Origin of the sequence: Streptomyces lunaelactis, assembly GCF_003054555.1 — a bacterium.
Lineage (GTDB): Bacteria > Actinomycetota > Actinomycetes > Streptomycetales > Streptomycetaceae > Streptomyces > Streptomyces lunaelactis.
Genome location: NZ_CP026304.1, coordinates 3,471,946 through 3,497,163 on the forward strand (window position 1 = coordinate 3,471,946; position 25,218 = coordinate 3,497,163).

Genomic DNA, 25,218 nt, shown 5'->3' on the forward strand with positions numbered 1-25,218 from the left:
CAATCGCGCTGGATTTCGGGCGGGTTGGCGGGCATATGCTCGCCGCGACAACCGCAGACATGCGACGGCCCCCGGCCAGGACGCCAATCCTGATCGAGGGCCTGACCACCGAGGAAGTTAGGGCTTCCCGATGGATACCCAGCAGGTTAGCGCGCCCTCGCGCACCTCGTCCCGTGTACCCGGACGCGTCACCGCTTTCGGTGTGATCCACGTGGACTCGGCCCACACCAGCCGCTTCACGATCGTCGGCAACCACCTAGCCCAGCACGGCGAGTTGTCGCTCATCGCGATCGGGCTCGCCGTGCACATCCAGTCGCTGCCCGACGGGGCGAAGGTCGGCATCAAGGTGCTCGTCGACCGCTTCCCGGAGAGCGAGGCCCGTATCGCCGCCGCGCTGCGCGAACTGGAGGAGCACAGCTACCTGGAGCGCACCCTGGCGCGCCTGCCCGGCGGCAAGCTCGTCACGCGCACGATCTCGTACAACCAGCCCGGTGCCATCCCGGCCACCGTCGCAGCGCCCGAGCCACCGACCGAGCCCGGCCGACCGGCCTCGGTCCCGGCCACGCCCCGGCCGCACGCAGCGGAACCCGAGCCCGCAGAGCCCCCGGCCCCCGAGGCCGCCCCACCGGCGGCCCCGTCGCGGAGCCCGCCCCGCCCCAGCCCCGAACCGCCGACGCCAGCGCGCCCGCGCCGCCGCTCCCCCAGCCGCAGGCCCCCGACCTGGAGCGCCACCGCGCGGCCATCGACCTCCTCGCCGGCCTGCGCCGCGACGAACCGCGGCTGCTCCTGGGCGAGCACGACGTCCGCCGGCTGGCCCCCGCCGTCGCCGCATGGCTCGAACGCGACGCCCACCCCGACGCCGTACGCCAAGCGCTCACCACCGACCTGCCCGACCACCTGAAACAGCCCGCGGGCCTCCTCGCCCACCGGCTCACCGCGCTCCTGCCGCCCCCGCTACCCGCCGCACCCACGCCTGCGAGACCCCGCGACCCGCTCCAGAACTGCGACAAGTGCGACCGCGCCTTCCGTGCCCCGGAACCAGGCCGGTGCCGCGACTGCAGAACCGACCTCGCCGAGGCCGCCTAGCATGAAGGGGACGACCCCTGCCGCCGGGTACGGACGACGAGGAGCGAGCACCATGACCATCGCCCCGGACGAGGCGCAGCACGACGCCCGCCAGTACCAGGTCATGCGCGAGTTCGTTCAGTCGATGGACGACACCCTTCCCGGCAAGTTCGAGATCACCAAGGAAGGGATCGTCCACGACATGATGTCGCCCGCCAGACCGCACGAACTCACCGTGCTGCGGGTACGCAAGCGCCTCGAAAAGGTCCTGCCGGACGTTCTGGTGGCCCACACGGGCACCCCGGACGTGGAGCACGCGCCCGAGGGCATCATGCGGCACCCCGACGTGATGGTGATCGCCGAGGCCGACATGGAGGGCGAAGGTTCCTTCGATCCCCGCACGCTCCTCGCCGCGATCGAGGTCGTCTCGCAGTCGAACCCGGACAACGACTGGGTGAGCAAGATGCGGGACTACCCCCTCCTCGGCGTCCCGGTCTACGCGGTCTTCGATCCGCGCACCGGCTCGGGAGCGGTGCTCTGCGACATCCACTCCACCCCGGCGGGTCCTCGCTACGCCACGCGCAAGGAGTTCGTGTACGGCGAGGACGTCACCATCGGCGACTGGACCATCCCGACCACGGACCTCCCCCGGTACGCGTAGCCCGTCGCCCGGGCCGTCGGCGTACGGACCTCACTGGTCCAGCGACCAGCCCTGCGCGTTCAGTACCGCCCGCCACCGGTTCCTCTCCAGAGCGGTGGCGCGGTTGGTGAACCGCCTGGGTTGGCTTACGGGTCCAGGAGCCGGTTACCTGCGGCCCGGTTGACCGTCTCGCGTCCGAGCACGAGCCACTGACCCTGGCCGGCCCTCAACGACGGGAGGCACCCCGCGAGCGGGGTGCCTCGTCACGTACCGCGCCCGGACGTTTTACGGCAGGTTGCGGGCCATGACGATCCGCTGAACCTGATTCGTTCCTTCATAAATCTGCGTGATCTTGGCGTCGCGCATCATGCGCTCGACCGGGTAGTCACGCGTGTAGCCGTAGCCGCCGAGCAGCTGGACCGCGTCCGTGGTGACCTCCATCGCGACGTCGGAGGCGAAGCACTTCGCCGCCGCGCCGAAGAAGGTCAGGTCGCCGTCGACGCGCTGGGACTTGGCGGCCGCCGAGTAGGTGAGCTGACGGGCGGCCTCCAGCTTCATGGCCATGTCGGCGAGCATGAACTGAATGCCCTGGAAGTCGCCGATCGGCTTGCCGAACTGCTTGCGCTCCTGGACGTAGCCCTTGGCGTAGTCGAGGGCACCCTGCGCGATGCCGAGGGCCTGGGCCGCGATCGTGATGCGGGTGTGGTCCAGGGTCTTCATCGCGGTGGCGAAGCCGGTGCCCTCCTCGCCGATCATGCGGTCGGCGGGGATACGGACGTTGTCGAGGTAGACCTCGCGGGTAGGCGAGCCCTTGATACCGAGCTTCTTCTCCGGGGCGCCGAAGGAGACTCCCTCGTCGGACTTCTCGACGACGAAGGCGGAGATGCCCTTGGAGCGCTTGGTCGGGTCGGTGACGGCCATCACCGTGTAGTACTCGGAGACACCGGCATTGGTGATCCAGCGCTTCACGCCGTTGAGGACCCAGAAGTCCCCGTCGCGTACGGCCTTGGTCTTCATACCGGCGGCGTCGGAGCCGGCGTCCGGCTCGGAGAGGCAGTACGAGAACATGCCGTCGCCCTTGGCGAGCGCGCCCAGGTACTTCCTCTTCAGGTCCTCGGAGCCGGAAAGGATCACGGGGAGCGAGCCGAGCTTGTTGACGGCCGGGATAAGGGAGGAGGACGCGCAGACGCGGGCCACCTCCTCGATGACGATCACGGTGGCGAGCGCGTCGGCGCCCGCGCCGCCGTACTCCTCGGGGACGTGGACCGCGTGCAGGTCGGCGGAGACCAGGGCGTCCAGCGCCTCCTGCGGGAAGCGGGCCTGCTCGTCGACCTCGGCGGCGAACGGAGCGATCTTCGCCTCGGCGAGCGAGCGGATCGCGTCGCGGAGCATGTCGTGCTCTTCGGACGGGCGGTACAGGTCGAAATCAGCCGATCCGGCCAAGGTTTCTCACTCCCCAAGAACGCTAACTACCGTTAAGTAACCTAATTTTAGAGGGCTGGCCGCCCATCGGCATACGTGAGCTTGGCGACAGCGGGAAACGTCCCCCGCAAAGGCCCCGGCTATGCTCGGGCAGCCCGCCTGAGCCCGCACTTCAATGGAGCACCGCATGGCCCTCAAAATCACTGTGATCGGCACCGGATATCTCGGCGCCACGCACGCCGCGGCCATGGCGGAACTGGGTTTCGAGGTCCTTGGCCTCGATGTCGTCCCCGAGAAGATCGAGATGCTGGCGGCCGGAAAGGTCCCCATGTACGAGCCGGGGCTCGAGGAGCTGCTGGCCAAGCATGTCGCGGGGATCGAGGGATCGAGCGGCCGGCTGCGCTTCACGACCTCCTGGGAGGAGATCGGCGAGTTCGGCGACGTTCACTTCGTGTGCGTGAACACCCCGCAGAAGCACGGGGAGTACGCGTGTGACATGAGTTACGTCGACCGTGCCTTCGCCTCGCTCGCGCCGCAGCTGAAGCGGCCCGCGCTGGTGGTCGGCAAGTCGACCGTGCCGGTCGGCAGCGCGGCCCGGCTTGCGGGGCTCCTGGCGGAGCTGGCTCCGGTGGGCGCGGACGCGGAGCTGGCGTGGAACCCGGAGTTCCTGCGCGAGGGCTTCGCCGTACAGGACACGCTGCACCCCGACCGGATCGTGGTGGGCGTGCAGAGCGAGCGCTCGGAGAAGCTGCTGCGCGAGGTGTACGCGACGCCGGTCGGCGAAGGGTCGCCGTTCGTGGTGATGGACTTCCCGACGTCCGAGCTGGTGAAGACCTCGGCGAATTCGTTCCTCGCAACGAAGATCTCCTTCATCAACGCGATGGCGGAGGTATGCGAGGCCGCCGACGGTGACGTGGTGAAGCTCGCGGAGGCCATCGGCTACGACGAGCGCATCGGGTCCAAGTTCCTGCGGGCGGGCATCGGTTTCGGCGGCGGCTGTCTGCCGAAGGACATCCGCGCGTTCATGGCACGTGCCGGTGAGCTGGGCGCGGACCAGGCGCTGACCTTCCTGCGGGAGGTCGACTCGATCAACATGCGGCGGCGCGGCCACATGGTGGAGCTGGCGCGGGACGCGGTGGGCGGTGACTCCTTCCTCGGGAAGCGGGTGGCCGTACTGGGTGCGACGTTCAAGCCGGACTCGGACGACGTGCGGGACTCCCCGGCGCTCAATGTCGCCGGGCAGATCCATCTGCAGGGCGGCCAGGTCACGGTGTACGACCCGAAGGGCATGGAGAACGCGCGGCGTCTCTTCCCGACCCTGGCTTACGCGGAGTCGGCGCTGGACGCGGTGCGCGGCGCGGATGTGGTGCTGCATCTGACGGAGTGGCGGGAGTTCCGCGAGCTGGATGTGGCGGCGCTGGGCGAGGTCGCGACGAGCCGGATCGTCCTGGACGGGCGGAACGCGCTGGACAGCGTCAAGTGGCGCGAGGCGGGCTGGACGTACCGGGCGATGGGCCGCCCGAAGGCCTGAGCCTCGGGGCTCGGGGCGCCTCAAGCCTCGCCGGCGTTCGAGGCGCGGGGTTCGGGGCGGAGCCCCGGCTCGGACGGGGCAGCGCCCCGGCCGCGGGCGCGGTACGTGCGCATCTTCGCGCGCGCCCCGCACACCGACATCGAGCACCAGCGGCGCCGGCCGCCCGGGCTGCGGTCGTAGTACGCCCACCGGCAGTCCTCGGCCTCGCACGCCTTGAGCCGCGCCCATGTCCCGCTCGCCGCCGCGGCCGCGAGCGCCTCGGCGATGCGTGAGACGAGCCTGTCCGGGGCCGCGGGGCGGAGCGCCGCCGTGCCGTCGTCGGCGACGGTGACCAGCAGCGGCGCGTCGGCCAGGAGCCGGTCGAGGGCCGCGGGCGAGGAGCCCGGCGCGCGGTGGCCCGCGTGGGCGAGGCAGGCGGCGCGCAGGGCCTCGCGGAGTTCGCGGGCGGCGGGCACATCCGGCTCGGCGAGGCCGAAGGCGGCGCGGCCGTCCGCCGTGTCGAGGGTGTCGGCGCCGGTCTCGACGTCCAGCGTGTTCACCAGGGCCTCCACCAGCGCGAGTCCGCCGGGTGCGAGCGCCTTGTCATTCATGGTTGCGACGTTACCTCCGATACGGGAGCATGAGGTAACCGTTACCGCTTGCAGCCATGTAGCGGTAACTCTCGACCGAGGAGGAGCCATGGCCATCGCCACTCTGGGCACCGTCGTTCTGGACTGTCCCGATCCCGTCGCGCTGGGCCGTTTCTACGCCGAGGTGCTGGGCGGCCGCATCGAGGACGACGGCGAGGGCTGGGTCGGCCTGGCCCAGGCCCCGGGTACCCCGCTGGCCTTCCAGACTGCGCCCGGCTTCGTACCGCCGAAGTGGCCGGCGCCGGACGACTCGCAGCAGTTCCACCTAGACCTGACGGTGACGGACCTGGACGCGGCGGAGAAGCAGGTGCTGGCGCTGGGGGCGACGGTGCTGGACGCGGACGACAGGGCGCGGTCGTGGCGCGTGTACGCGGATCCGGCTGGGCACCCGTTCTGTCTCTGCGCCTGCTGAACGAACCTGGGTCCGGTCCGGCCTAAGCGGTGTCGGGGAAGTCCGGGTGGGTGAAGGAGCGGGTCGAGGGCCGAGTCTGGCAAGGCGGAGGAAGGAGTCCACGCGGAGCGTCGGCGACTGACGACAACGCAGCCAGGCGACAGCCATCGGCCCGCGACGCCGCCCGGACTTCCCCGGGGCCGCTCAGGCGTCGAGCGCCGTGAGCGTGGCCGTCGACGGGGCGCGGCGCGGCCGGGTCGCTCTGGCCTGGAATTCCGCGTCCCGCAGCACCCTGGATACGTTCAGCCAGGTCAGGGACTCGATGTCCGCGTCCGGCCAGTCGCGGTTCAGGAGTTCCGCGATCAGGCGGGGGAAGCACGAGACGTCCTTCAGGCTCGGGGCGTGCGGGGTTCCCGTGTCGTAGGCGCCGCTGAGGGCCACCGATTCCGGGCCCGCCACCTCGCGGACGTGGTCCAGGCGGTCCGCCGTCTCGCGGATCGTCTCGGCCGTGCACACGACCATGCAGACACCGTGGTTGGCGCGCAGGAGGCTCAGTACGTCGTCGGGGACCTGGCCCGGGTGGTGCGAGATGACGACCGGAGCCCTCGCGACCGTGAGCGTACGGCGCATCGTTTCGGGCGAGCAGCCCGAGAGGTCGACGAGTACGCCGAGGCGGTTCATCTCGCGGACGACCTCGTGGCCGAAGCGGGTCAGTCCGGTGCCGTCCGTCCAGCGGGTGCCCGCGAGGGTGACGCTGCGCACGCCGAGTGCGTGGTACGCCCGCAGGGTGCCGAGCGAGTCGCAGAGCGCGGCGCCCGCCACCGGGCCGAGCAGGGTGGCGACGCGGCCGCAGTTGCGCGCGTCGGCCATGTCGTTGGCGCTGAGCGCGAGGCGCAGGCCCTCGGGCCAGGCGGCCACCTGGGAACGGACCAGGTCGATCTGTTCCAGGGTGGCGCTCAGGGCGCCGTCACCCGTGCACTCCGGTGGCATGTGCAGGGCCCAGAACTGCGCGCCGACGCCCCCGTCCCGCAGCCGCGGAATGTCGGTCTCCAGCAGGCGGTCGCCCTGTTCGAGGTCGCACGACGGGGTGTCCCGCAGGACGCGGGCCAGCCCGCTGTAGCCGTCGGCTATGGGGTGCGCGGCGAGGAGTTCCCGTGCGCGCTCAAGGCTCCCCGGGGCGTGCCCGGCCGAATCGGCCGCCTCTGCCGACTCCTTCGTGCTGGGCCTTGGCATGGGCGGTGCCGGGTCGTGCGCCGCCGGATCGCCGAGGTCGCCTACCGCGACGGTGGCCGCATCGGGGTCGTCCTGCAGATCTGCCATCTGGTGCTCCGAGCTTCGACGGCGGCTGCCGTGGGCGGTTGCCGTACGGCCACCGTGGCACGGGAGCGGCGAGGGTTCACGGCAGGGTGGTGCGTTCGGGGGTACGGCGCCTCAGCCCCGTCCCCCCGAAATCTCCGCACCCCCGCACGCCGCACTCGGCCGTCACTCGACCGTCGAGCGGCCGCACTCAGCCGTCGAGCTGCTCGATCGTCGCGTTGGACGGGCCGCGGCTCGCCCCGAGCTCGCGGGCGACGTCCTCGGCCGCGCGCAGTGCGCGCACCGCGTTCTGCCAGGTGAGCTTCGCCAGGTCGGCGTCGGACCAGCCGCGGCGCAGCAGCTCCGCGATCAGGTTCGGGTAGCCCGCCACGTCCTCGAGGCCGGACGGGGTGAAGGCCGTGCCGTCGAAGTCGCCGCCGATGCCGATGTGGTCGACGCCGGCGACCTCGCGCATATGGTCGAGATGGTCGGCGACCGTCGAAGCGGTCGCCATCGGGCGCGGGTTGGCCGCCTCGAAGGCCTCGTGGACCTTCATCGCCTCGGGCGTCGTGTCCAGCGGGTGCAGGCCGTGTGCCTGCATGTTCTCGTCCGCGGCCCGGGTCCAGTCGACGGCTGCGGGCAGGATGAATTTCGGTACGAACGTGGCCATCGCGACGCCCCCGTTGGCAGGCAGCAGGGCCAGCACATCGTCGGGGATGTTGCGCACGTGGTCGCAGACCGCCCGGGACGAGGAGTGCGAGAAGACGACCGGCGCGACCGATATGGCCAGCGCGTCGCGCATCGTCGAGGGGGCGACGTGCGAGAGGTCGGCCAGCATGCCGATGCGGTTCATCTCCCGTACGACCTCACGGCCGAAGGCGGAGAGACCGCCGACCCCGGCCTCGTCGGTCGCCGAGTCCGCCCACGCGACGTTGTCGTTGTGGGTGAGGGTCATATAGCGCACGCCCAGGGTGAACAGGGCGCGGAGCGTGGCCAGGGAGTTGTTGATGGAGTGGCCGCCCTCGGCGCCCATGAGGGAGGCGATGCGGCCCTCGCCGCGCGCCTTCTCCATGTCGTCGGCGGTGAGCGCGGCGGCCAGATCGGCCGGGTAGCGCTCCAGCAACTGGCGTACCCCGTCGATCTGTTCGAGGGTCGCGCTGACCGCGTCGTCGCCGGCCAGGTCACTGCGTACGTACACCGACCAGAACTGCGCGCCGACGCCGCCGGCGCGCAGCCGCGGGATGTCGGTGTGCAGCCGGCCGGTCTGGTCACCGGCGATGTCGAGGCGGTCCAGGTCGTAGCGGACGTGCTCGCGCAGCGCCCAGGGCAGGTCGTTGTGGCCGTCGACGACGGGGTGGGCGGCGAGCAGTTCACGCGCCCGGGCGAGGTGGTCCGTGGCTGCGTCCGTGACTGAGTCCATTGCCTCTTACTTCCCGAAGCCGAAGGACTCCGCACCTGCGACCTTGGTACGCAGCCGCTTGCCCTTCTCGGTGGCCTGGTCGTTCAGCTCCTGCTGGAACTCCCGCATACGGGCGAGGAGTTCACCGTCCTGCGTGGCCAGGATGCGGGCCGCGAGCAGACCGGCGTTACGGGCGCCGGCCACCGAGACCGTGGCGACGGGCACGCCCGCCGGCATCTGCACGATGGACAGGAGGGAGTCCATGCCGTCGAGGTACTTCAGCGGCACGGGCACACCGATCACCGGCAGCGGGGTGACGGAGGCGAGCATGCCCGGGAGGTGGGCCGCTCCCCCGGCGCCCGCGATGATCACCTTGAGGCCGCGGGCATCGGCCTGCTCGCCGTACGCGATCATTTCGCGCGGCATCCGGTGCGCGGAGACGACATCGACCTCGTAGCGGATCTCGAACTCGTCCAGTGCCTGCGCGGCGGCCTCCATGACGGGCCAGTCGGAGTCCGAGCCCATGACGATGCCGACGAGGGGGCCGGCTGCGGGGGAGGTCATTCGGTGATCGTTCCTCTGAGGTAGCCGGCTGCGTGACGGGCGCGCTCCAGCACGTCGTCCAGGTCGTCGCCGTAGGTGTTGACGTGGCCGACCTTGCGTCCCGGCTTCACGTCCTTGCCGTACATGTGGATCTTGAGCTGAGGGTCGCGGGCCATGCAGTGCAGATACGCCTGGTACATGTCCGGGTAGTCGCCGCCGAGGACGTTCGCCATGACCGTCCAGGTGGCGCGCGGGCGCGGATCGCCGAGGGGGAGGTCGAGGACGGCCCGGACGTGGTTGGCGAACTGCGAGGTGATCGCGCCGTCCTGGGTCCAGTGGCCGGAGTTGTGCGGGCGCATCGCGAGCTCGTTGACGAGGATGCGGCCGTCGGTCGTCTCGAACAGCTCGACCGCGAGATGGCCGACGACGCCCAGCTCCTTCGCGATCCGCAGGGCGAGCTCCTGGGCCTGACCCGAGAGCGCCTCGGACAGATTCGGCGCGGGCGCGATCACCGTGTCGCAGACGCCGTCGACCTGCTGGGACTCGACGACGGGGTAGGCGACGGCCTGGCCGTGCGGGGAGCGGACGATGTTCGCGGCGAGCTCGCGGGTGAAGTCCACCTTCTCCTCGGCGAGGACGGGGACACCGGCCTTGAAGGGCGCCTCGGCGTCGTCCTGGGTACGCACGAACCAGACGCCCTTGCCGTCGTAGCCGCCGCGCACGGTCTTGAGGATGACCGGGAAGCCGTCGCCCTCTTCGGCGAAGGCCGTCACATCGGCGGGGTCCGCGACGATGCGGTGGCGCGGGCAGGGCGCGCCGAGCTCGTCGAGCTTGGCGCGCATCACGCCCTTGTCCTGGGCGTGCACCAGGGCGTCGGGCCCCGGACGGACGGGGATGCCGTCCGCCTCCAGGGCCCTGAGGTGCTCAATCGGGACATGCTCATGATCGAAAGTGATCACATCGCAGCCCCGCGCGAACTCACGCAGCGTGTCCAGATCGCGATAGTCGCCGATGACGACATCGCTGACCACCTGGGCCGCGGAGTCCTGCGGAGTGTCACTGAGGAGCTTGAATCTGATGCCGAGGGGGATGCCCGCCTCGTGGGTCATACGGGCGAGCTGACCGCCGCCGACCATGCCGACTACCGGGAACGTCACCCTCCTAGGGTATCCGCCGCCCCGGGGCCGCCTGTCGCCTGCGGGCCCCGGCCGCCGTCGCCCTTGTCACAGCCTCGCCACACCATTACGGACGTCCACAGGCAAGTGTGCGATTGGCTGGTTAGCATGACTGGGTTGACGAAGCCAAACTGATGGGGCTGGACTCTCACTATGAGTGAACGAGGCGGAGTGCTGCGCGGGCAGCTGAAACAGCTCTTGCGTGAAGTCGCCAAGTTCGGCGCGGTGGGGGGCGCGGGCCTGCTCGTCAACCTTGTGGTGTTCAACCTGCTCCGGCACACCACCGAGATCCCGGTGGTGCGGGCGTCGATCCTGGCCACGGTGGTCGCGATCGCGTTCAACTATGTGGGCTTCCGGTACTTCACCTACCGGGACCGCGACAAGAGCCGCCGGACCAAGGAGCTCACGCTCTTTCTGCTGTTCAGCGTGGTCGGCCTGGTGATCGAGAACGGCATTCTGTACGCGGCGACGTACGGCTTCGGCTGGGACAGCCAGCTGCAGAGCAACATCTTCAAGTTCCTCGGCATCGGTATCGCGACGCTGTTCCGCTTCTGGTCGTACCGCACCTGGGTGTTCCGGGCGCTGCCCGCGCGCGAGGCCGTGCACGCGGCGGAGTCCTTCCTGGGGCAGCGACAGGCGGAGCCGGACAAGGTCCTGCGGAGCTGACTCCGCCTGCCCTGAGCCCCACCTCCGCCTTGTGCCCTTACCTTGTGCCCTTACCTGACCGTCGGTCCGTGGTTGCCTTTGCGGCTGCGCTGTACACGGCTCAGGAAGAGCGCGAAGACCGGCGGATGCTGCTGGAGCAGCTCGAGCCGGCCGCCGTCCGCCTCCGCGAGGTCGCGGGCCACGGCCAGTCCGATGCCGGTGGAGTTGCGGCCACTGATGGTCCGCTCGAAGATCCGCGCGCCGAGGTCGGCCGGTACGCCGGGGCCCTCGTCGGTCACCTCGACGACCGCCTGATTGCCGGTGACCCGGGTGCGTACCGCGACGGTGCCGCCGCCGTGCATGAGCGAGTTCTCGATCAGTGCGGCGAGCACCTGGGCGACCGCGCCCGGGGTGCCGACGGCGCCCATGCCGTGCCGTCCTGAGCAGACGATGGCCCGGCCGGCGCTGCGGTAGGCCGGCCGCCACTCCTCCAGCTGCTGCTTGACGATCTCGTCCAGATCGAAGACGACGGCGGAACCGATACGCGGATCGCGCGAGTTGGTGAGCAGCCGCTCCACGACGTCGGTGAGCCGCTCCACCTGGGCGAGCGCGATGCTCGCCTCCTCCTTCACCGTCTCGGGGTCGTCGGTGACGGTGATCTCCTCCAGCCGCATGGAGAGCGCGGTCAGCGGCGTACGGAGCTGGTGCGAGGCGTCCGCGGCGAGCCGGCGCTCGGCGGTGAGCATCCTGGCGATGCGCTCGGCACTGGCGTCGAGGACGTCGGCGACGCGGTCGAGCTCGGGGACGCCGTAGCGCTTGTGACGGGGGCGGGGGTCGCCGGAGCCCAGGCGCTCGGCGGTCTCGGCGAGGTCGGTGAGGGGCGAGGCGAGGCGGTTGGCCTGGCGGACGGCGAGCAGGACGGCGGCGATGACCGCGAGCAGCGCGCCCCCGCCGATGATCAGCAGGGTCCGGCCGACCTCGCGGGTGACGGAGGAGCGGGACTCCTCGACGGTGACCGTCTCGTCGCGCTCGCCGTACGCGACACCGCGGATGACGCTGCCGGTGGGGCGCTTGCCGATCTCGATGGAGGGGCGGCCGGGGATCTCGATGAGGGCGTACCGCTTGGCGCCGCTCTGCTCGGAGAGGATGCCGGGGTTGACGGGCTCGCCGCCGATGAGCCGGCTGTCGACGATGCTGACGAGACGGACGGCCTCGGAGTCCACGCTCTCCTGGGCGCTGCTGCTGATGGTGCGGGTCTCGACGAGGACGAGGGAGACCCCGAAGACGGCGATGACGACGAGCACGACGGCGAGCGTGGAGTTGATGAGACGTCGACGCAATGTGCCCTCCGGGCGGGGTGCGGGGTGGGGGATGCCCGTACTAGAGCGTAAGCGGCGGGGTGTCCTGTGGGTCGCGGGTCGCCTCCGGCGGGGGTGCGGGCGCCGGGGTTGTTCCCCTACCCCGCCCCTTCCCGAAACTGGGGGATGCCCCCAGACCCCCTGGCGGGGGAGGAGGTACGTGGGGGCTGACGCCCCCACACCCCCATGCGCCGGGCTTCGCGGCGCCGGCGACCCCATACCCCTACCTCGCGGCAGCTTCGCGCCGCGCCCCGCGCCGGTCTTGCCGCGACCCGTAGGGCCTAGCTCTTCTCGAAGCGGAAGCCCACTCCCCGTACCGTCGCGATGTACCGCGGGTTCGCCGCGTCGTCGCCCAGCTTCTTCCGCAGCCACGAGATGTGCATGTCCAGCGTCTTCGTCGACGACCACCACGTCGTGTCCCAGACCTCGCGCATCAGCTGGTCGCGCGTGACCACCCGGCCCGCGTCCCGGACCAGCACCCGCAGCAGGTCGAACTCCTTCGCCGTGAGCTGGAGCTCCTCCTCGCCCATCCACGCCCGGTGCGACTCGACGTCGATCCGTACGCCGTGTGTCGCGGGCGCCGGCACCGGCTCGGTCGCGCCGCGCCGCAGCAGCGCCCGTACGCGGGCCAGCAGTTCGGCCAGACGGAACGGCTTGGTGACGTAGTCGTCGGCCCCGGCGTCCAGGCCCACCACCGTGTCCACCTCGTCCGCGCGGGCGGTCAGCACCAGGATCGGCACGGTGTGGCCCTCCGCACGGAGCCGGCGGGCGACCTCCAGGCCGTCCATGCCGGGCAGCCCCAGGTCGAGCACGACGAGGTCGATGCCACCGGCCAGTCCGGCGTCGAGCGCGGTCGGGCCGTCCTCGCGCACCTCGACCTCGTAACCCTCCCGGCGCAGGGCGCGGGCCAGCGGCTCCGAGATGGAAGCGTCGTCCTCGGCGAGCAGTACACGGGTCATGTGGGTGATGGTAGTCCGCGTGACTCGCCGCTTGGGGCGAGATCGTCAAGGCCTGCGGGTCTGGGATGCGATCATGAGTACGACCTTCGATTCAGGGCACGCGGTTCCATGATCGCCTGTGATCCATCTCTCAAGTCCCCCCATATGCCACTGTGTCATGCCGTGTCGTGTCGTATGGTGTCGAGACGCCTGTAGCACTACACGGGGACCTTTGGCTGCGACACGAGCCAAGGGTCTTCTTTCTGCGCGGGGTTGGCCTGCCAGCCTCGAAGACAGTGAATGACCTGTGGGCCGGGCCCCGAGCGCGACAGCCGGTGCCGGCCACCCCCCACCGGGCGCGTACCGCTCACGAGGCGCCGCGTCCCGAGCAAGCAAGGATCGACCATGGCGTCCAGCCTGACGAAGGACACCGCCGGGACCCCTTCTGGCGAGAAGACCTTCTTCGGCCACCCCCGCGGTATGGCCACCCTCTTCATGACGGAGATGTGGGAGCGCTTCTCCTGGTACGGAATGCGCGGCATTCTCACGCTTTACTTGGTGGCTGCCGTACTCGACGGCCCGCTCGAGGGCCGCGAGGCACTCGCCGCTTCGGTCTACGGTGTCTACAACGCCGTCGTCTACATGGCCGCCATGCCCGGCGGCTGGGTCGCGGACCGCCTCTGGGGCGCGCGCAAGGCCGTGCTCGTCGGCGGCATCGTCATCGCGCTCGGCCACTTCACCCTCGCGATCCCGTCCGACATCGCCTTCTTCTGCGGTCTCGCGCTGATCGCGGTCGGCACCGGTCTGCTGAAGCCGAACATCTCGGCGATGGTCGGCGGCCTCTACGAGGGCCAGTCCAGCGCTCGTCGCGACGCCGGTTTCACCCTCTTCTACATGGCGATCAACATCGGCGGTATGGCCGCCCCGCTGGTCGTCGGCTACCTCGGCGAGAACGTCAACTGGCACCTCGGCTTCGCCGTTGCCGGTGTCGGTATGGCCCTTGCCGTCGTCCAGTACGTCCTGGGCGGCCGTCACCTCGGTGACATCGGCAAGGAGCCGGCCAAGCCGGCCACGCCGGAGGAGAAGCGCTCGGTCCTGCGCAAGGTCGCCCTGTGGGCCGGCATCGCTGCCGCCGCGCTGGCCGTCGACCTCGTCGTGGGCACGTACGACATCGAGCACGTCGTGAACGTCCTGGCCATCCTCGGCATCGTCGTGCCGATCCTGTACTTCGTCGCGATCTTCCGGAACCCGGCGCTCACGAGCGAGGACCGGCCGAAGATCCAGGCGTACGTGTGGTTCTTCGTGACCGCCGTGCTGTTCTGGATGATCTACGACCAGTCCGGCTCGCTGCTGACGATCTTCGCGGACAACAAGACGGACCGCATGATCGGCGGCTGGGAGTTCCCGGCCTCCTGGTACCAGTCGGTCAACCCGATGATGGTCATCATCCTGGCTCCGGTCTTCGCCGCCCTGTGGGTCAAGCTGGCCACGCGCAACCGCGAGCCCAGCACCCCGATGAAGTTCGCCCTGGCGATGCTCCTCATCGGTGGCTCCTTCGGCATCATGGGTCTGGCGGGCGCCGCGGCCGCGAACAGCGAGACCGGCAAGGTCACCGTCTTCTGGCTGCTGAGCGTCTACCTGGTGCAGACCCTCGGCGAGATGTGCCTGTCGCCGGTCGGCCTGTCGCTGTCGACCAAGCTGGCCCCGAAGCTCTTCGTCGGCCAGATCATGGGTCTGTGGTTCCTCGCCAGCGCGACGGGCAACGCCCTGAACGGCTGGACCACCAAGCTCAACGCGCCGCTGGGCGACGCCCTCTACTACACGCTGTGGGCGATCGTCGCCGTGGCCGCGGGCTTGGCCTTCATGACGGCGGGCAAGAAGATCCGCACGCTCATGGGCAATGTGAAGTAACTCCCCCGCGTCGGCAGGCGACGCAGGACAGAGGGTCGGTACGAAGAGCTCTTCGTACCGACCCTCTGTCGTACGTCAGCGCGTGCCGCGCAGGCGGCGCCACGGGGTGAACGTGAACACCGCGCCACCCAGCAGGATCACCGTGCCTGCGACCAGCGCCAGGGCGCGCAGAGCGCCGTTGTCCTCGGCGCCGGTCTGGGCGAGGCCGCCGCTCGTGCTCGTACCGCCGCTGCCTCCGGCGGCACCGCCGCCGCTGCTGTCACCGCCCGAAGCCCCGCCCGGCTGGGCCGAGGTGTCGAGCTCGAGGGATGCCGTCGCCGTGCCCTTGACCGTGCACGGGATGCCGATCTTCTGGCCGCCCAGGGTGACGTCGATCGTCAGAGTGCCGGGGCTGAGCGTGGACTTGCCGCCGGCGCCCGGCTTGTACGTACCGGTCATGTCGGACAGGTCCACCGGCTTGCCCTGCTCCAGCGGTTCGGCGTTGGCGGGACCCGTGACGGGGACGGTGCCCTTGTCGGCGCCGCCGAGAAGGACCGCCATGGACGGCTTGAGGGCGCCCGCAGGGAGTGCGGCCGGGCTGTTCATGACGCCCTTGGCGGTCTTGACCACGAGGTCGTAACTGCCGCCGTTCTTCTTGGCGTTGATCGTCACCTTGGAGTTGATGCTCGCCGGTCCCGGCGACTTGCACTCGAAGGTGACGGTGACTTCCTTTCCGGGGAAGTCGGTCTGGCCGTCGCCGCCGCCGGTCGTTCCTCCGGAGGTCGTGCCGCCGGTGGTGGTGCCGCCAGTAGTGGTCCCGCCCGTGGTGGTGCCTCCGGACGTGGTCCCGCCGGACGTGGTGGTACCGCCGCTGGTGGTCCCGCCGCTCGTCGTCGTACCGCCCGTCGTGCCGCCTCCGCCCTCCGTCACCTTGATCGTCGCCGCGGCCTTGACCGTCTCCTTCGGCGTGCACTTGGTGTCCGTCGAGATCGGCTTGGAGACGTTGATGTTGTACGCGTCCGGCGTCAGCGTGATCTCGCCCGCCGTGGTCAGCTTGATCCTGCCCTTCATGTCGGACAGCACCATCGGGCTGTTCTTGGGGATCGGCGGGTTCGTCCGCGGCCCGTCCATGGCGATGTTCGCGGTCTGCGCGCCGGCCGCCTTGAGCGTGCCGGTGGGCTTGACCGTGTCCTTCTCCAGGTCGAGGACGTCGGGGTTCTTCGAGGCCGCCTCGACGAACTTCCACACCACCTCGACCTCGTCACCGACCTTCGCCTCGGCGGGCGCGGTGATCTGCACCTTGGTGGTGCCCTGCACGGGTGGCAGGCCGGAGATGGGCGGGGGTATGCACTCCGTCTTGTACGAGACCTCGGCTGCCTGGGCGGGGCTTGCGGCCAGCAGAATCCCCGCGCCGCCGAGCATCAGCGCGATGCCGGCCGCGCTCATCCTCCGTTGCGTGCTCACGAATGTCCCTTCGTCGTGGACCGGTTCTCTGACGGTGCGGAGTCAGGTGTGAACCACGGCAGAGCCGCCGTGGTGGTCGTGGTGCCCCTCGGCACGGCGGACGGCTGGGCGCCGCGGCGGAGCCGGGGCAGCCGGGCCGTGCGATGGCGGCCGTTGCCCTGGGGCCGGACGCGGTCGACGACCGCCATGCCGATACGGAAGACGGCGGCGGGTACGACGACGGCCAGCAGGAGCCAGAAGAGGGTGACGCCCCAGGGCCGTCCGACGCCCCACGGCTGCTCGACGAGCACCTTGGTGCCGTACTTCACGGACACCCGGTAGTCGCCGTGCGCGCCGGCGGAGAGCTGGACGGGCAGCTTGACCTGCATCTTCTGGCCGGGCGCGATGGTGCCGCGCCACTGCTGCTCCTCCCACTGCGGGGCGAAGACGCCGTGCGAGGTGCCGACGTGGAAGACGGGGTCCTTCACGGGCGCGGAGCCGAGGTTGCCGACGGTGAACTCGAGCCGGCGGGAGGGCGGGGCGCCGAAGAAGACGAGGATGCCGGAGTCCCCTTCGAGCCGGGTGGCGGCGAGCACGGCGAGCTTGCCGCCGGCGGCCGGCTGCGGGAGGGGGGCGGTGGGGTGTCCGGCGACGGTGAACGGGGCGTCCACGGCGGCGGCTTCTCCGGTGACGGTGGCCACGTGCACGACGCAGGGGCAGGGCTTGGGAGGCTCGGCGACCGGCATCTTCTTGCTGAAGGAGCCTTTGGCGTCGGTGGTGACGGCGCGGCCGTCGGCGTTGGCGCAGGAGTTGGTGCCGCCGATCACGCCTCTGTCAGGTGCGGCCTGCCCGCAGATGAGCATCATGAGGAGGGTGTCGGGCCGCCATCCGGATCCGCTGACGGTGATGTCGCCGCCCTTGCCGGCCTGTGGCCGGGAGAGCTTGACCCCGGGTTTGGTGTCGGCGGCGGAGGCGGGGGGTGCGGCTGCCAGGAGGAGGAGCAGGAGAGCGAGGAGGGTGAGGGCCGTGTGGGTGCGGGCGGTGGAGTCTCGCCCACTCCGCGAAACGGCAGCTTCCCGTCGTGGCTGTTCAGGGGGCCTAGCACGGTGCATCGTCATGCTCCTGACCTCGCCAAGTGCCGGTCCCTGTCGGGCTCTTCGGGGGTGTCGGGGGGCTCGGAGTGGTTCGGGGAGTGGCGGCGGCGACGGAGGAGCCACGTTGCCGTGGCGGCCACCGCCACCATCGCCGCAGCCACAGCCACCACCGTCGGCCACGGCACGAACGTCGTCGATGTCGTGGCCTCGCTCGGCGCGGCGCCCTGGGCCGTGGCCCGGACATGGACGTTCACCGCGTCCAGCAGTGGCGGGTTCGCCCACTTCTCCGCCAGCGACACGCGCCGGCCGGGGAGCAGCTCCACGGCCGGCGTCCGGGGTGCGCGGCGCAGTGCCTCGCCGAGGAGGCCGTCCGCGCGGAACGAGACCCGTGGGGTCAGGGCCGTGTTGCCCCGGTTCACCAGGGCGTAGTGGATGGACCCGCCCGAGACCGATACGTCCTCGACCGTGAGCGCCGCCAGCGTCGGGCCGCTCACCCGCAGATGGATCCGTACGCCCGCCTCCCGGCCGCCGGACGCCGCCATGACTGCCGCCGGGTGGTCGCCGGGGGGCGCGCCCGCCGGGAGCGTGACCGAGAAGGGGACCTCCGCACGGGTGCGGGGCGGGACCGTCACACGGGCCGTGGCGAGCGTGATCCAGGTGCCCGTCGCCTTGGACCCGCGAGCGCCGCGCACCGCGAGTGCGCCGCCCTCGGTGTTGTACGCGTCGGCCGCGCGGAGCTGGACCGTGAGCGGCCGAGCGCCCCGGTTCGTGACGGACAGCTTGTCCTCCAGGACCGTGCCGGGCACGCCCTCCATATAGATGTACGGTCTGCCGCCGCCGGCCACCGGCTCCGCCGTCCACGCCGGATCGTCCGCCGCCCGCGCGGCAGGAGGAAGGAGCAGCGCGGCGAAGGCGGCGACGGTGGCGGTCAGCCCCCGGACGGGGCCGAGCCGCGGCAGCACAGATCGCACAGGTCAGCTCGCTGCCCGCTGCCCGCGCCGGGTCAGCCACAGGACTCCCGCCGCACCGGCCAGCAGGACCGTCCCGCCGAGCGTGCCGAGCGCGAGGGCCGAGTCGAGGGGGCCCGTCCTGGGGAGTTCGCCGCCGGAGGGGGTGGGCTGCGAGTTACCGCCGTCGGAACCGCCGCCGCCCGCCGCCGTGACGTCCAGTTCCAGCGAGGGCCCGGGGTTGTTCTTGGGCGTGCACGTCGTCGTCGTACCGAGCGCCTTGATCGTCAGCACCCCGGCGGTGAAGGTGACCTTCCCGCTCTTCTTGGGGGTGTACGTCCCCGTCAAGTCATTGATCTTGATGGGGGTGTTGGCCGGGACCGCCTCCGCGTTCGCCGGCCCGGAGACCGCGACCGTGCCCTCGCCCACGCCGCCCAGTTTGATCAGCGCGCTCGGCTTCATCGCGCCCTTGCCGAGCTCCACCGGGCTGGAGGAGACTCCCTTCTGGAAGGACATGGTCAGCTGGTAGTTGCTGCCACTCTTGACCGCCTTGATGTCGATCGGCGAGACCGCGCCCTTGGGCCCGATCGGCGTCTGACACTGGTAGTCGACGTCCACGACACTGGCATGCGCGGCAGGGGCGGCCATCAGCACCACCGAGCCCGCCACCGCTGCTGCCAGCGCGAGAGCTGTCCGCTTCTGGTACGACACCTTGTTTCCCCTCATGCCGGAAGTTACCGCCGGGTGTCGCCGAAGTTACTGACGACACATCAGATCGGGCGCTCAAGGTACGCCTGGGACCTTGGGGAGGGAAGACAAAGAGCACGCCGTATTGACATGCTCTACAAGAGATTCAAAACCTGCCATCGACCGCTACGGGATGGGCTAGAACGGTGCGGCGAGCTCCGCCCAGACCGTCTTGCCCGGCGCGCCGGGGACTCGTACAACTCCCCAGTCCAGGCAGAGCCGCTGGACGATGAACATCCCGTGTCCGCCGGGCCGCCCGGCGCGGTGCGGGGTGCGCGGGGCGGGCTGGCCGGTGCCCCGGTCCGAGACCTCCAGGCGCAGCATTTTCCCGTCGCAGCCCACTCTCAGCTCTTCCGGGCCCTCGGCGTGCAGACACGCGTTGGTGACCAGTTCGGAGACGACCAGCAGCACGTCCTCGGCCGCCGCCCGCCGGTCCGCGGTGGCGGCGGGCAGCCAGCCCCAGTCGTACAGCGCCTGGCGGGTGAAGTCGCGGGCGAGCGGAACGATGCCGCTGGCGCTCCGCAGGGCAAGGCTGCGCACCGCACCGCCGGGTACCCCGGGGGCAGCGTCGGGGCCGGCGCCGTCCGGCTCGGGGCCGAGGTCGCCCGGCGGTTGCTGCCGGGTGGTGCTCATCAGCGCTTCACCTCACCGATTCACCAATATGCCATGACATCAATACACAGAGTGCTGGGCTGTCAACGTTCTGCGGGGGTTCTCCTGCCCTGCCGAATCGTGACAACACCCACGACGCCCACGCGGTGCGCGTGATGCGGACAACAGGGGGTGGGACTGTCAGTCGGAGAGCGCCGCTTCGACGGAGTCGTGCACGGTGAAGACCGCTTCCGCTCCCGTGATCTCGAAGACCCTGGCCACGACGGGCAGCATCCCGGCCAAATGGACCCCTCCCCCGGCCGCCTCGGCCTTCAGCCGGGCACCGAGCAGCACATTGAGTCCGGTGGAGTCACAGAACTCGAGCTGTGAACAGTCGATGACAAGCCGTACCCGGCCCTGCTCCAGTGCCTCACCCAGGGGCGCGCGCAGCAATTCGGCGGTGTGGTGATCCAACTCACCCGCCGGTTTCACAATCTCGCTGGAGCCCTCGGTCCGAACCTCGACCTGAAGCCGGCCCCGGTTCGCGCTGCCGACCGTCGCGCGGTCCATGCCCGTCCCTCTTCGCCGTGTCGTGCGCTGCGATGTTCGCCGCGTCGTCGCCGTGTCGTCCGTAGTTTCGTACCTCGCGCCACATGCCGTCGACAGACAGCGTGGACGTCCGCCGAACATTACGCCTTCCGTACGTCTACCGGTAGCCGAACTCCCCATCAAAACCGGCATATCAGACATATGACACTTGCAACTGCCCGTGCGGAACGGGTAGGCCTAGTAAGGACACAACCAACACGGCCGGCTTGGAGGCGCCGCTCACCGCAGCAGCATGTATTGGCATCGGCGGCCATATGCCGAGAACGATGGAGGATTCCATGTCACCCCGGCTCGACGATTCGCGTACCCCCACCGCGCCGTCGGCACTGTCCATCCGTGCTCCCGAACCGTCCGAGAACCTGGAAGCCCTCGAAGGGCTGGAAGGCCTCCCGGACATCCCACCCTTCAGTGAGGTGGGGCCGCTGGACGCGCGAGCCCTGTCGAAGACACTCTTCGGGCGCCTCGAATCGCTCGAGGAAGGCACGCACGAGCACGCGTACGTCCGCAACACGCTCGTCGAACTCAACCTGGCGCTGGTCAAGTTCGCCGCCTCCCGGTTCCGCTCCCGCAGCGAACCGATGGAGGACATCATCCAGGTCGGCACGATCGGCCTCATCAAGGCGATCGACCGGTTCGAACTCAGCCGCGGCGTGGAGTTCCCGACCTTCGCGATGCCGACCATCGTCGGCGAGATCAAGCGGTTCTTCCGCGACACGAGCTGGTCGGTGCGGGTACCGCGCCGCCTCCAGGAACTGCGGCTCGACCTCGCGAAGGCCGGCGACGAACTCGCCCAGCAGCTCGACCGCGCACCCACCGTCGGTGAGCTGGCCGACCGCCTCGACCTCAGCAAGGACGAGGTCGTCGAGGGCATGGCCGCGAGCAACGCGTACACCGCGAGCTCGCTGGACGCCCAGCCCGAGGAGGACGAGACCGAGGGCGCGCTCGCGGACCGTATCGGCTACGAGGACCACGGACTCGAGGGCATCGAGTACGTCGAGTCGCTGAAGCCGCTGATCGCAAGCCTTCTGCCACGGGACCGTAAAATCCTCTCCCTGCGATTCGTCGCCAACATGACGCAGTCGGAGATCGGCGAGGAGCTCGGGATATCGCAGATGCATGTCTCCCGGCTGCTGTCCCGCACGCTGGTCGGGCTCAGGAAGGGCCTGACGCTCGAGGAGTAGCCGGGACGTGACCGGGACGCGCCGCACAGGCCGTTGAAAGGGCCCATTCCGCCAAGGAATGGGCCCTTCCCCGTTATTGACGGGGCAGTCCGGATTGGTCCACATTGAGCCTGGGGTAAGTGGGGGGACGAACATGGCTCTTGGGGAGGGCTGTCCGTCGGCGTACGCACCACTCGAAGAGTTGATGCAACGCCGCCTGGGCAGGGAAAGCCTGTATGTGCCGTCATGCCGTCTCGGGCTCTATGTGGCGCTGCGCCACTGGTGCCCGCCCGGCGGACGCGTACTGATGTCGCCGGTCAACGACGACGTGATCTTCTTCGTGGTGCTCGCCGCGGGACTGCGCCCCGTACAGGCGCCGCTCAAGGCCGAGGACGGCTCCATCGACATGGCGGCCGTCCCCGCGTCCGTATGGAACGGGCTGTCCGCCGTGCTCACCACCAATCTGTACGGAAATCCCGATCCGGCCGCCGAACTGCGCGCCCGCTGCGACCAGTTGGACATCCCGCTGCTCGAGGACGCGGCCCACGCCATCGGCAGCGAGGTCGCGGGACGGCCGGTGGGGAGCTTCGGCGACGCGTCCGTCTTCAGCCTCTCCAAGCACACCGGGGCCAAGACCGGCGGATTCCTCACGATCGCCGACCCGGCGCTGAGGGCGGCCCTGGAGCGGGCACGGGACGAGCTTCTTCAGCCGGCCCGGCTCTCGGCGGAGATCGCGTACGGCCTGAGACCGTACGCCGAGGCCGGGGTCCGGGGACTGCGGCTCGTGCCCGCGGCCCGCGCCACCCAGCGGCTGCTCGGTCTCCAGGAGCGCGAGGACATCCGGATGGAGCTGCGGCCGGACGAGCTGAAGCAGGCGATGACGGCCGCGCCCGCGCCAGGACAGGGCCTGGACGACTTCGGGTCCTGGGTACGGGTGGACATGCACGACTACCGGCTCAGACCCGGCGGGCTGCGGCTGCGGCGTACCCAGCGGCTGCTGTCCCGCCTGGAGGGACGGCTCGCCGCGCACCGCGCCGGCACCGAGCGGCTGTCGGCCACCCGGTGGGCGCTGCCGCGGCCCGGACCCGTACAGCCGCTGTTCCGGGTGCCGCTGCTGGTCGCCGACCGCGACGCCGCCATCGCCGCGCTCGCACGCCGCCGGATCACCGTCGGCTATCTCTACGACCCGCCGCTCGACGCGTACGCGGGCGAGGTCTTCACCGACCCGTCGCCCGCTCCCGGACCGGCCGCCTGGTTCGCCCGGCACGCGCTGCCCGTCGACCCGCTCATCGCCGGACAGGTGATATCCGTCCTCACCGAACTGGGCGCACAGCCGGCCCGGCCACCGACGGCCGCCGACGCCGCGGAACCGTCCGCGCAGGGCGAGCCCGGTGTCTGACACCACCCGGCTGCGCAAGCCGTCCGGCCCGGATGCCGCTGGACCCGCTCCCGAAGCGAGCGGGGTGAACGGGGCGAACGGGGCAGGCGCCGGGGCGGACGGAGGGGCGGTGACCGCCACCGGCGGCGGCGACTCGATGTTCCGCAACGCCTATGCGCTGATGCTCTCCACCGGCGTCTCCGCAGCGCTGGGCCTCGGCTTCTGGCTGGTCGCCGCCCGCTACTACACCGAGCAGGCGGTCGGCGAGGGTTCCGCCGCCATCGCCGCGATGCGGCTGCTGGCCTCCGTCACCGCGACCACGATGATCGGCGCGGTGGTGCGGTACGTGCCCCGGGCCGGGCGTGCCACCGGACCGCTGGTGTGGCGTGCGTACGCGGTCAGTTCGCTGGTGGTGTGCGTCGCCGCCGTGGCGTTCCTGTTCACGCTCGACCTCTGGGGACCTTCGTACGCACCGCTCGGCGGGCTCACCGCGGGGATCCTCTTCACCGCGTCCTGTGTCGGCTGGGCGCTGCTGACCCTCCAGGACGGGGTGCTGACCGGCCTGCGCAAGGCCGTCTGGGTGCCGGTCGGCAACGCCGTCTTCTCCATCGGCAAGCTGCTGCTGCTCGTCGTCTTCGCCACCGCGCTGCCCGTACTGGGCATCTTCGTCTCGTGGGCCGCGGCCATCGCCCTGTCCGTACTGCCGCTGGGCTGGGTGATCTTCCGCAGGCTGATCCCCCGGCAGGCGGCGGCCGACGTCGACCGCGAGCCGCTCAGGATGCGCGACATCGGGCGCTTCCTCGCCGGTGACTCGGTCGGCTCGCTGTTCTCACTGGCGATGATCAATCTGCTGCCGGTGATGGTCGCGGTCCGCTTCGACGCCGCGCACAACGGCTTCTTCTACATCGCGTACACCGTCGGCGGCACGATGGAGTTCATGGCCATCAACATGGCCTCCTCGCTCACCGCCCACGCCTCGCACAGCCCGGAGAGCCTGGCCGGCGGGGTGCGCGGCGCGCTGCGCCGGATGACCGTGCTGCTGGTGCCGGTCGTGGTGTTCCTCATCGTGTTCGCCCCGCAGATCCTCGCCCCGTTCGGCGAGGACTACGCCGCGCACGGCACCATGGTGCTGCGGCTGCTGGCCGCCGCCGCCCTGCCACGGGTCGCCGTCGAGCTGTACATCGGGGTCCTGCGCGTCCAGGGGCGTACGGGCGTGCTCGCCCTCCTGCAGGGCACGATGTGCGTGCTGGTGCTGGGCAGCGCCGCGATGCTGCTCGGCCCCGTCGGCATCTCCGGGGCGGGCATGGCGATGCTGGTCTCGATGACCGTGATGGCCGCGGTGTCCGTGCCGGGGCTGCGTGCCGCGCTGTCGGGCCGCGAGCCCCGGCCGTCCTGGTTCACCGCGCTGGTGCGGCGCAGGGGTCCGGAGGTGGAGGAGTACGGGACGACGTGGGCGCGGCGGGCCGCCGAGCGTCGCGAGGAGGCGGCGGCGGAGTACGCGCAGGAGTACGGGACGGACTGGGCGCGGCAGACCTCGTATCTGCGCAGTGTGCACGACGACACGGCGACACCGGCGTTCGGTTTCCCCGTCTACGTACAGGATCCGCAGGAGTCGGTGGGGGCGTCCGGCGAGCCGGACCCGGGGCGGGCCGCCGTGCGCTCGGAGCAGGCACTCGACCCGGGCGAGAGCCGCCTTGCCCTCGCGCTGTGGCTGCTGCTCGGGCTCGCGGCCGTGCTGTTCTGGGCGCCGCTGTTCCAGGCCTCGGACATCACCATGGACCAGCTCTCCGGCACCCAGTTGCTGCGGGCGCTGCCGCCGGTCACCCTCACCGCGGGCGTCCTGCTGATCGTCGTCCACAGCGCCGCCGTCTCACTGCTGCGCCCACGCCCCGCCCTGCTCAGCGCCGGACTGCTGGTCACCTTCGCGGCGTTGCACTCCGCGCCCGCGGTGCTCGGCTGGGAACCGGAGCCCGTGCGAGGCGCGTGGTACGAGTCGCCTGCCGGCTTCCTCGCTTCGGCCGCCGGTCTCGACAGCCCCGAGCCGCTGCTCCGCTGGCTGCCCGCATTCTGTCAACTGCTCTGTCTGGTCGCGGTGCTGGCGATTCTCCGGGCTACCGGGCTGCCCGTCGCGGCACAGTGGGGGGCGGTGTGGCTGCTCGCGGTGTGCGGCTGGGCCCTGCAGAGACCTCTCGCGCCCGTCGCGCTCCCGCTCCAACTGCTCCTTTCCTGCCTCGCGTTGGGGCTCTGGTACATCAGCCGCGTCCGTGGACGACGGCGGCGCGATGCGCGATCCACGTCGGCACAGAACTGATCCATCAGGGGGACAA

General features: G+C 70.6%; 22 protein-coding genes and 1 pseudogene. 9 read left to right on the forward strand and 14 right to left on the reverse strand.

The window, feature by feature from the left end:
* Positions 1-130 precede the first annotated feature (130 nt).
* Positions 131-1,086 (forward strand): annotated as a pseudogene (locus tag SLUN_RS15610) (helix-turn-helix domain-containing protein).
* A 52-nt stretch (positions 1,087-1,138) separates the two neighbouring features.
* On the forward strand, positions 1,139-1,726 hold the full coding sequence (locus SLUN_RS15615) for a Uma2 family endonuclease (protein ID WP_108149066.1): 588 nt from the start codon (positions 1,139-1,141) through the stop codon (positions 1,724-1,726).
* A 264-nt stretch (positions 1,727-1,990) separates the two neighbouring features.
* Here SLUN_RS15615 and SLUN_RS15620 read toward each other — a convergent pair whose 3' ends face one another.
* Positions 1,991-3,148, reverse strand: a complete 1,158-nt coding sequence (locus SLUN_RS15620) for an acyl-CoA dehydrogenase (protein ID WP_108149067.1) — start codon at positions 3,146-3,148, stop codon at positions 1,991-1,993.
* 166 nt (positions 3,149-3,314) lie between these two features.
* Between SLUN_RS15620 and SLUN_RS15625 the strand changes: the two genes are divergently transcribed.
* A complete protein-coding gene (locus tag SLUN_RS15625; protein WP_108149068.1) occupies positions 3,315-4,658 on the forward strand; it encodes a UDP-glucose dehydrogenase family protein in 1,344 nt (447 codons plus the stop codon).
* A 20-nt stretch (positions 4,659-4,678) separates the two neighbouring features.
* On the opposite strand, the gene SLUN_RS15630 is transcribed toward SLUN_RS15625, so the two are convergent.
* A complete protein-coding gene (locus tag SLUN_RS15630) occupies positions 4,679-5,248 on the reverse strand; it encodes a CGNR zinc finger domain-containing protein (RefSeq protein ID WP_108149069.1) in 570 nt (189 codons plus the stop codon).
* Between the two features lie 88 nt (positions 5,249-5,336).
* Between SLUN_RS15630 and SLUN_RS15635 the strand changes: the two genes are divergently transcribed.
* Positions 5,337-5,699 carry a VOC family protein gene (locus SLUN_RS15635; RefSeq protein WP_108149070.1) on the forward strand — a complete coding sequence of 121 codons (363 nt, stop codon included), beginning with the start codon at positions 5,337-5,339 and terminating at the stop codon, positions 5,697-5,699.
* A 183-nt stretch (positions 5,700-5,882) separates the two neighbouring features.
* Here the strand turns inward: SLUN_RS15635 and SLUN_RS15640 are convergent, their stop codons facing one another.
* The 4 genes from SLUN_RS15640 to SLUN_RS15655 form a co-directional block, all read right to left on the reverse strand.
* A complete protein-coding gene (locus tag SLUN_RS15640) occupies positions 5,883-6,998 on the reverse strand; it encodes a dipeptidase (protein ID WP_108149071.1) in 1,116 nt (371 codons plus the stop codon).
* Positions 6,999-7,185: 187 nt separating this feature from the next.
* Positions 7,186-8,394, reverse strand: a complete 1,209-nt coding sequence (locus SLUN_RS15645) for a dipeptidase (RefSeq protein WP_108149072.1) — start codon at positions 8,392-8,394, stop codon at positions 7,186-7,188.
* Positions 8,395-8,400: 6 nt separating this feature from the next.
* Positions 8,401-8,937, reverse strand: a complete 537-nt coding sequence (purE, locus tag SLUN_RS15650) for a 5-(carboxyamino)imidazole ribonucleotide mutase (RefSeq protein ID WP_108149073.1) — start codon at positions 8,935-8,937, stop codon at positions 8,401-8,403.
* The gene (locus SLUN_RS15655) at positions 8,934-10,052 is read right to left on the reverse strand and encodes a 5-(carboxyamino)imidazole ribonucleotide synthase (protein ID WP_217502688.1); all 1,119 of its coding nucleotides are present in this window, start codon (positions 10,050-10,052) and stop codon (positions 8,934-8,936) included. Before SLUN_RS15655 ends, purE begins: the two co-directional genes overlap by 4 nt.
* 192 nt (positions 10,053-10,244) lie before the next feature.
* On the opposite strand from SLUN_RS15655, the gene SLUN_RS15660 reads away from it, so the two are divergent.
* A complete protein-coding gene (locus SLUN_RS15660; protein ID WP_108149075.1) occupies positions 10,245-10,757 on the forward strand; it encodes a GtrA family protein in 513 nt (170 codons plus the stop codon).
* Between the two features lie 50 nt (positions 10,758-10,807).
* On the opposite strand, the gene SLUN_RS15665 is transcribed toward SLUN_RS15660, so the two are convergent.
* Both SLUN_RS15665 and SLUN_RS15670 read right to left on the reverse strand, forming a co-directional pair.
* A complete protein-coding gene (locus tag SLUN_RS15665; RefSeq protein ID WP_108149076.1) occupies positions 10,808-12,076 on the reverse strand; it encodes a sensor histidine kinase in 1,269 nt (422 codons plus the stop codon).
* 299 nt (positions 12,077-12,375) lie between these two features.
* Positions 12,376-13,053 carry a response regulator transcription factor gene (locus SLUN_RS15670; RefSeq protein WP_108149077.1) on the reverse strand — a complete coding sequence of 226 codons (678 nt, stop codon included), beginning with the start codon at positions 13,051-13,053 and terminating at the stop codon, positions 12,376-12,378.
* Between the two features lie 384 nt (positions 13,054-13,437).
* Between SLUN_RS15670 and SLUN_RS15675 the strand changes: the two genes are divergently transcribed.
* Positions 13,438-14,943 carry a peptide MFS transporter gene (locus tag SLUN_RS15675; RefSeq protein ID WP_108149078.1) on the forward strand — a complete coding sequence of 502 codons (1,506 nt, stop codon included), beginning with the start codon at positions 13,438-13,440 and terminating at the stop codon, positions 14,941-14,943.
* Between the two features lie 75 nt (positions 14,944-15,018).
* On the opposite strand, the gene SLUN_RS15680 is transcribed toward SLUN_RS15675, so the two are convergent.
* The 6 genes from SLUN_RS15680 to SLUN_RS15705 all read right to left on the reverse strand — a co-directional run bounded on the left by SLUN_RS15680 (position 15,019) and on the right by SLUN_RS15705 (position 20,314).
* Positions 15,019-16,368, reverse strand: a complete 1,350-nt coding sequence (locus tag SLUN_RS15680) for a hypothetical protein (protein WP_108149079.1) — start codon at positions 16,366-16,368, stop codon at positions 15,019-15,021.
* Between the two features lie 14 nt (positions 16,369-16,382).
* The gene (locus SLUN_RS15685; RefSeq protein WP_257153734.1) at positions 16,383-17,477 is read right to left on the reverse strand and encodes a hypothetical protein; all 1,095 of its coding nucleotides are present in this window, start codon (positions 17,475-17,477) and stop codon (positions 16,383-16,385) included.
* A gap of 2 nt (positions 17,478-17,479) precedes the next feature.
* The gene (locus SLUN_RS15690; RefSeq protein ID WP_159100259.1) at positions 17,480-18,430 is read right to left on the reverse strand and encodes a COG1470 family protein; all 951 of its coding nucleotides are present in this window, start codon (positions 18,428-18,430) and stop codon (positions 17,480-17,482) included.
* A 3-nt stretch (positions 18,431-18,433) separates the two neighbouring features.
* Positions 18,434-19,117, reverse strand: a complete 684-nt coding sequence (locus SLUN_RS15695) for a peptidase (RefSeq protein WP_108149081.1) — start codon at positions 19,115-19,117, stop codon at positions 18,434-18,436.
* 174 nt (positions 19,118-19,291) lie between these two features.
* The gene (locus SLUN_RS15700; protein ID WP_108149082.1) at positions 19,292-19,786 is read right to left on the reverse strand and encodes an ATP-binding protein; all 495 of its coding nucleotides are present in this window, start codon (positions 19,784-19,786) and stop codon (positions 19,292-19,294) included.
* Positions 19,787-19,945: 159 nt separating this feature from the next.
* Positions 19,946-20,314, reverse strand: a complete 369-nt coding sequence (locus SLUN_RS15705) for an STAS domain-containing protein (protein ID WP_108149083.1) — start codon at positions 20,312-20,314, stop codon at positions 19,946-19,948.
* Between the two features lie 317 nt (positions 20,315-20,631).
* Here SLUN_RS15705 and SLUN_RS15710 point away from each other — a divergent pair, with 317 nt between their 5' ends.
* The 3 genes from SLUN_RS15710 to SLUN_RS15720 all read left to right on the forward strand — a co-directional run bounded on the left by SLUN_RS15710 (position 20,632) and on the right by SLUN_RS15720 (position 25,202).
* Positions 20,632-21,534 carry an RNA polymerase sigma factor SigF gene (locus SLUN_RS15710; RefSeq protein ID WP_108149084.1) on the forward strand — a complete coding sequence of 301 codons (903 nt, stop codon included), beginning with the start codon at positions 20,632-20,634 and terminating at the stop codon, positions 21,532-21,534.
* Between the two features lie 184 nt (positions 21,535-21,718).
* Complete coding sequence (locus SLUN_RS15715) at positions 21,719-22,912, forward strand: DegT/DnrJ/EryC1/StrS family aminotransferase (protein WP_108154768.1); 1,194 nt, start codon at positions 21,719-21,721, stop codon at positions 22,910-22,912.
* Positions 22,905-25,202 carry a lipopolysaccharide biosynthesis protein gene (locus tag SLUN_RS15720; RefSeq protein ID WP_371413833.1) on the forward strand — a complete coding sequence of 766 codons (2,298 nt, stop codon included), beginning with the start codon at positions 22,905-22,907 and terminating at the stop codon, positions 25,200-25,202. Before SLUN_RS15715 ends, SLUN_RS15720 begins: the two co-directional genes overlap by 8 nt.
* The last annotated feature ends 16 nt before the right edge of the window (positions 25,203-25,218 follow it).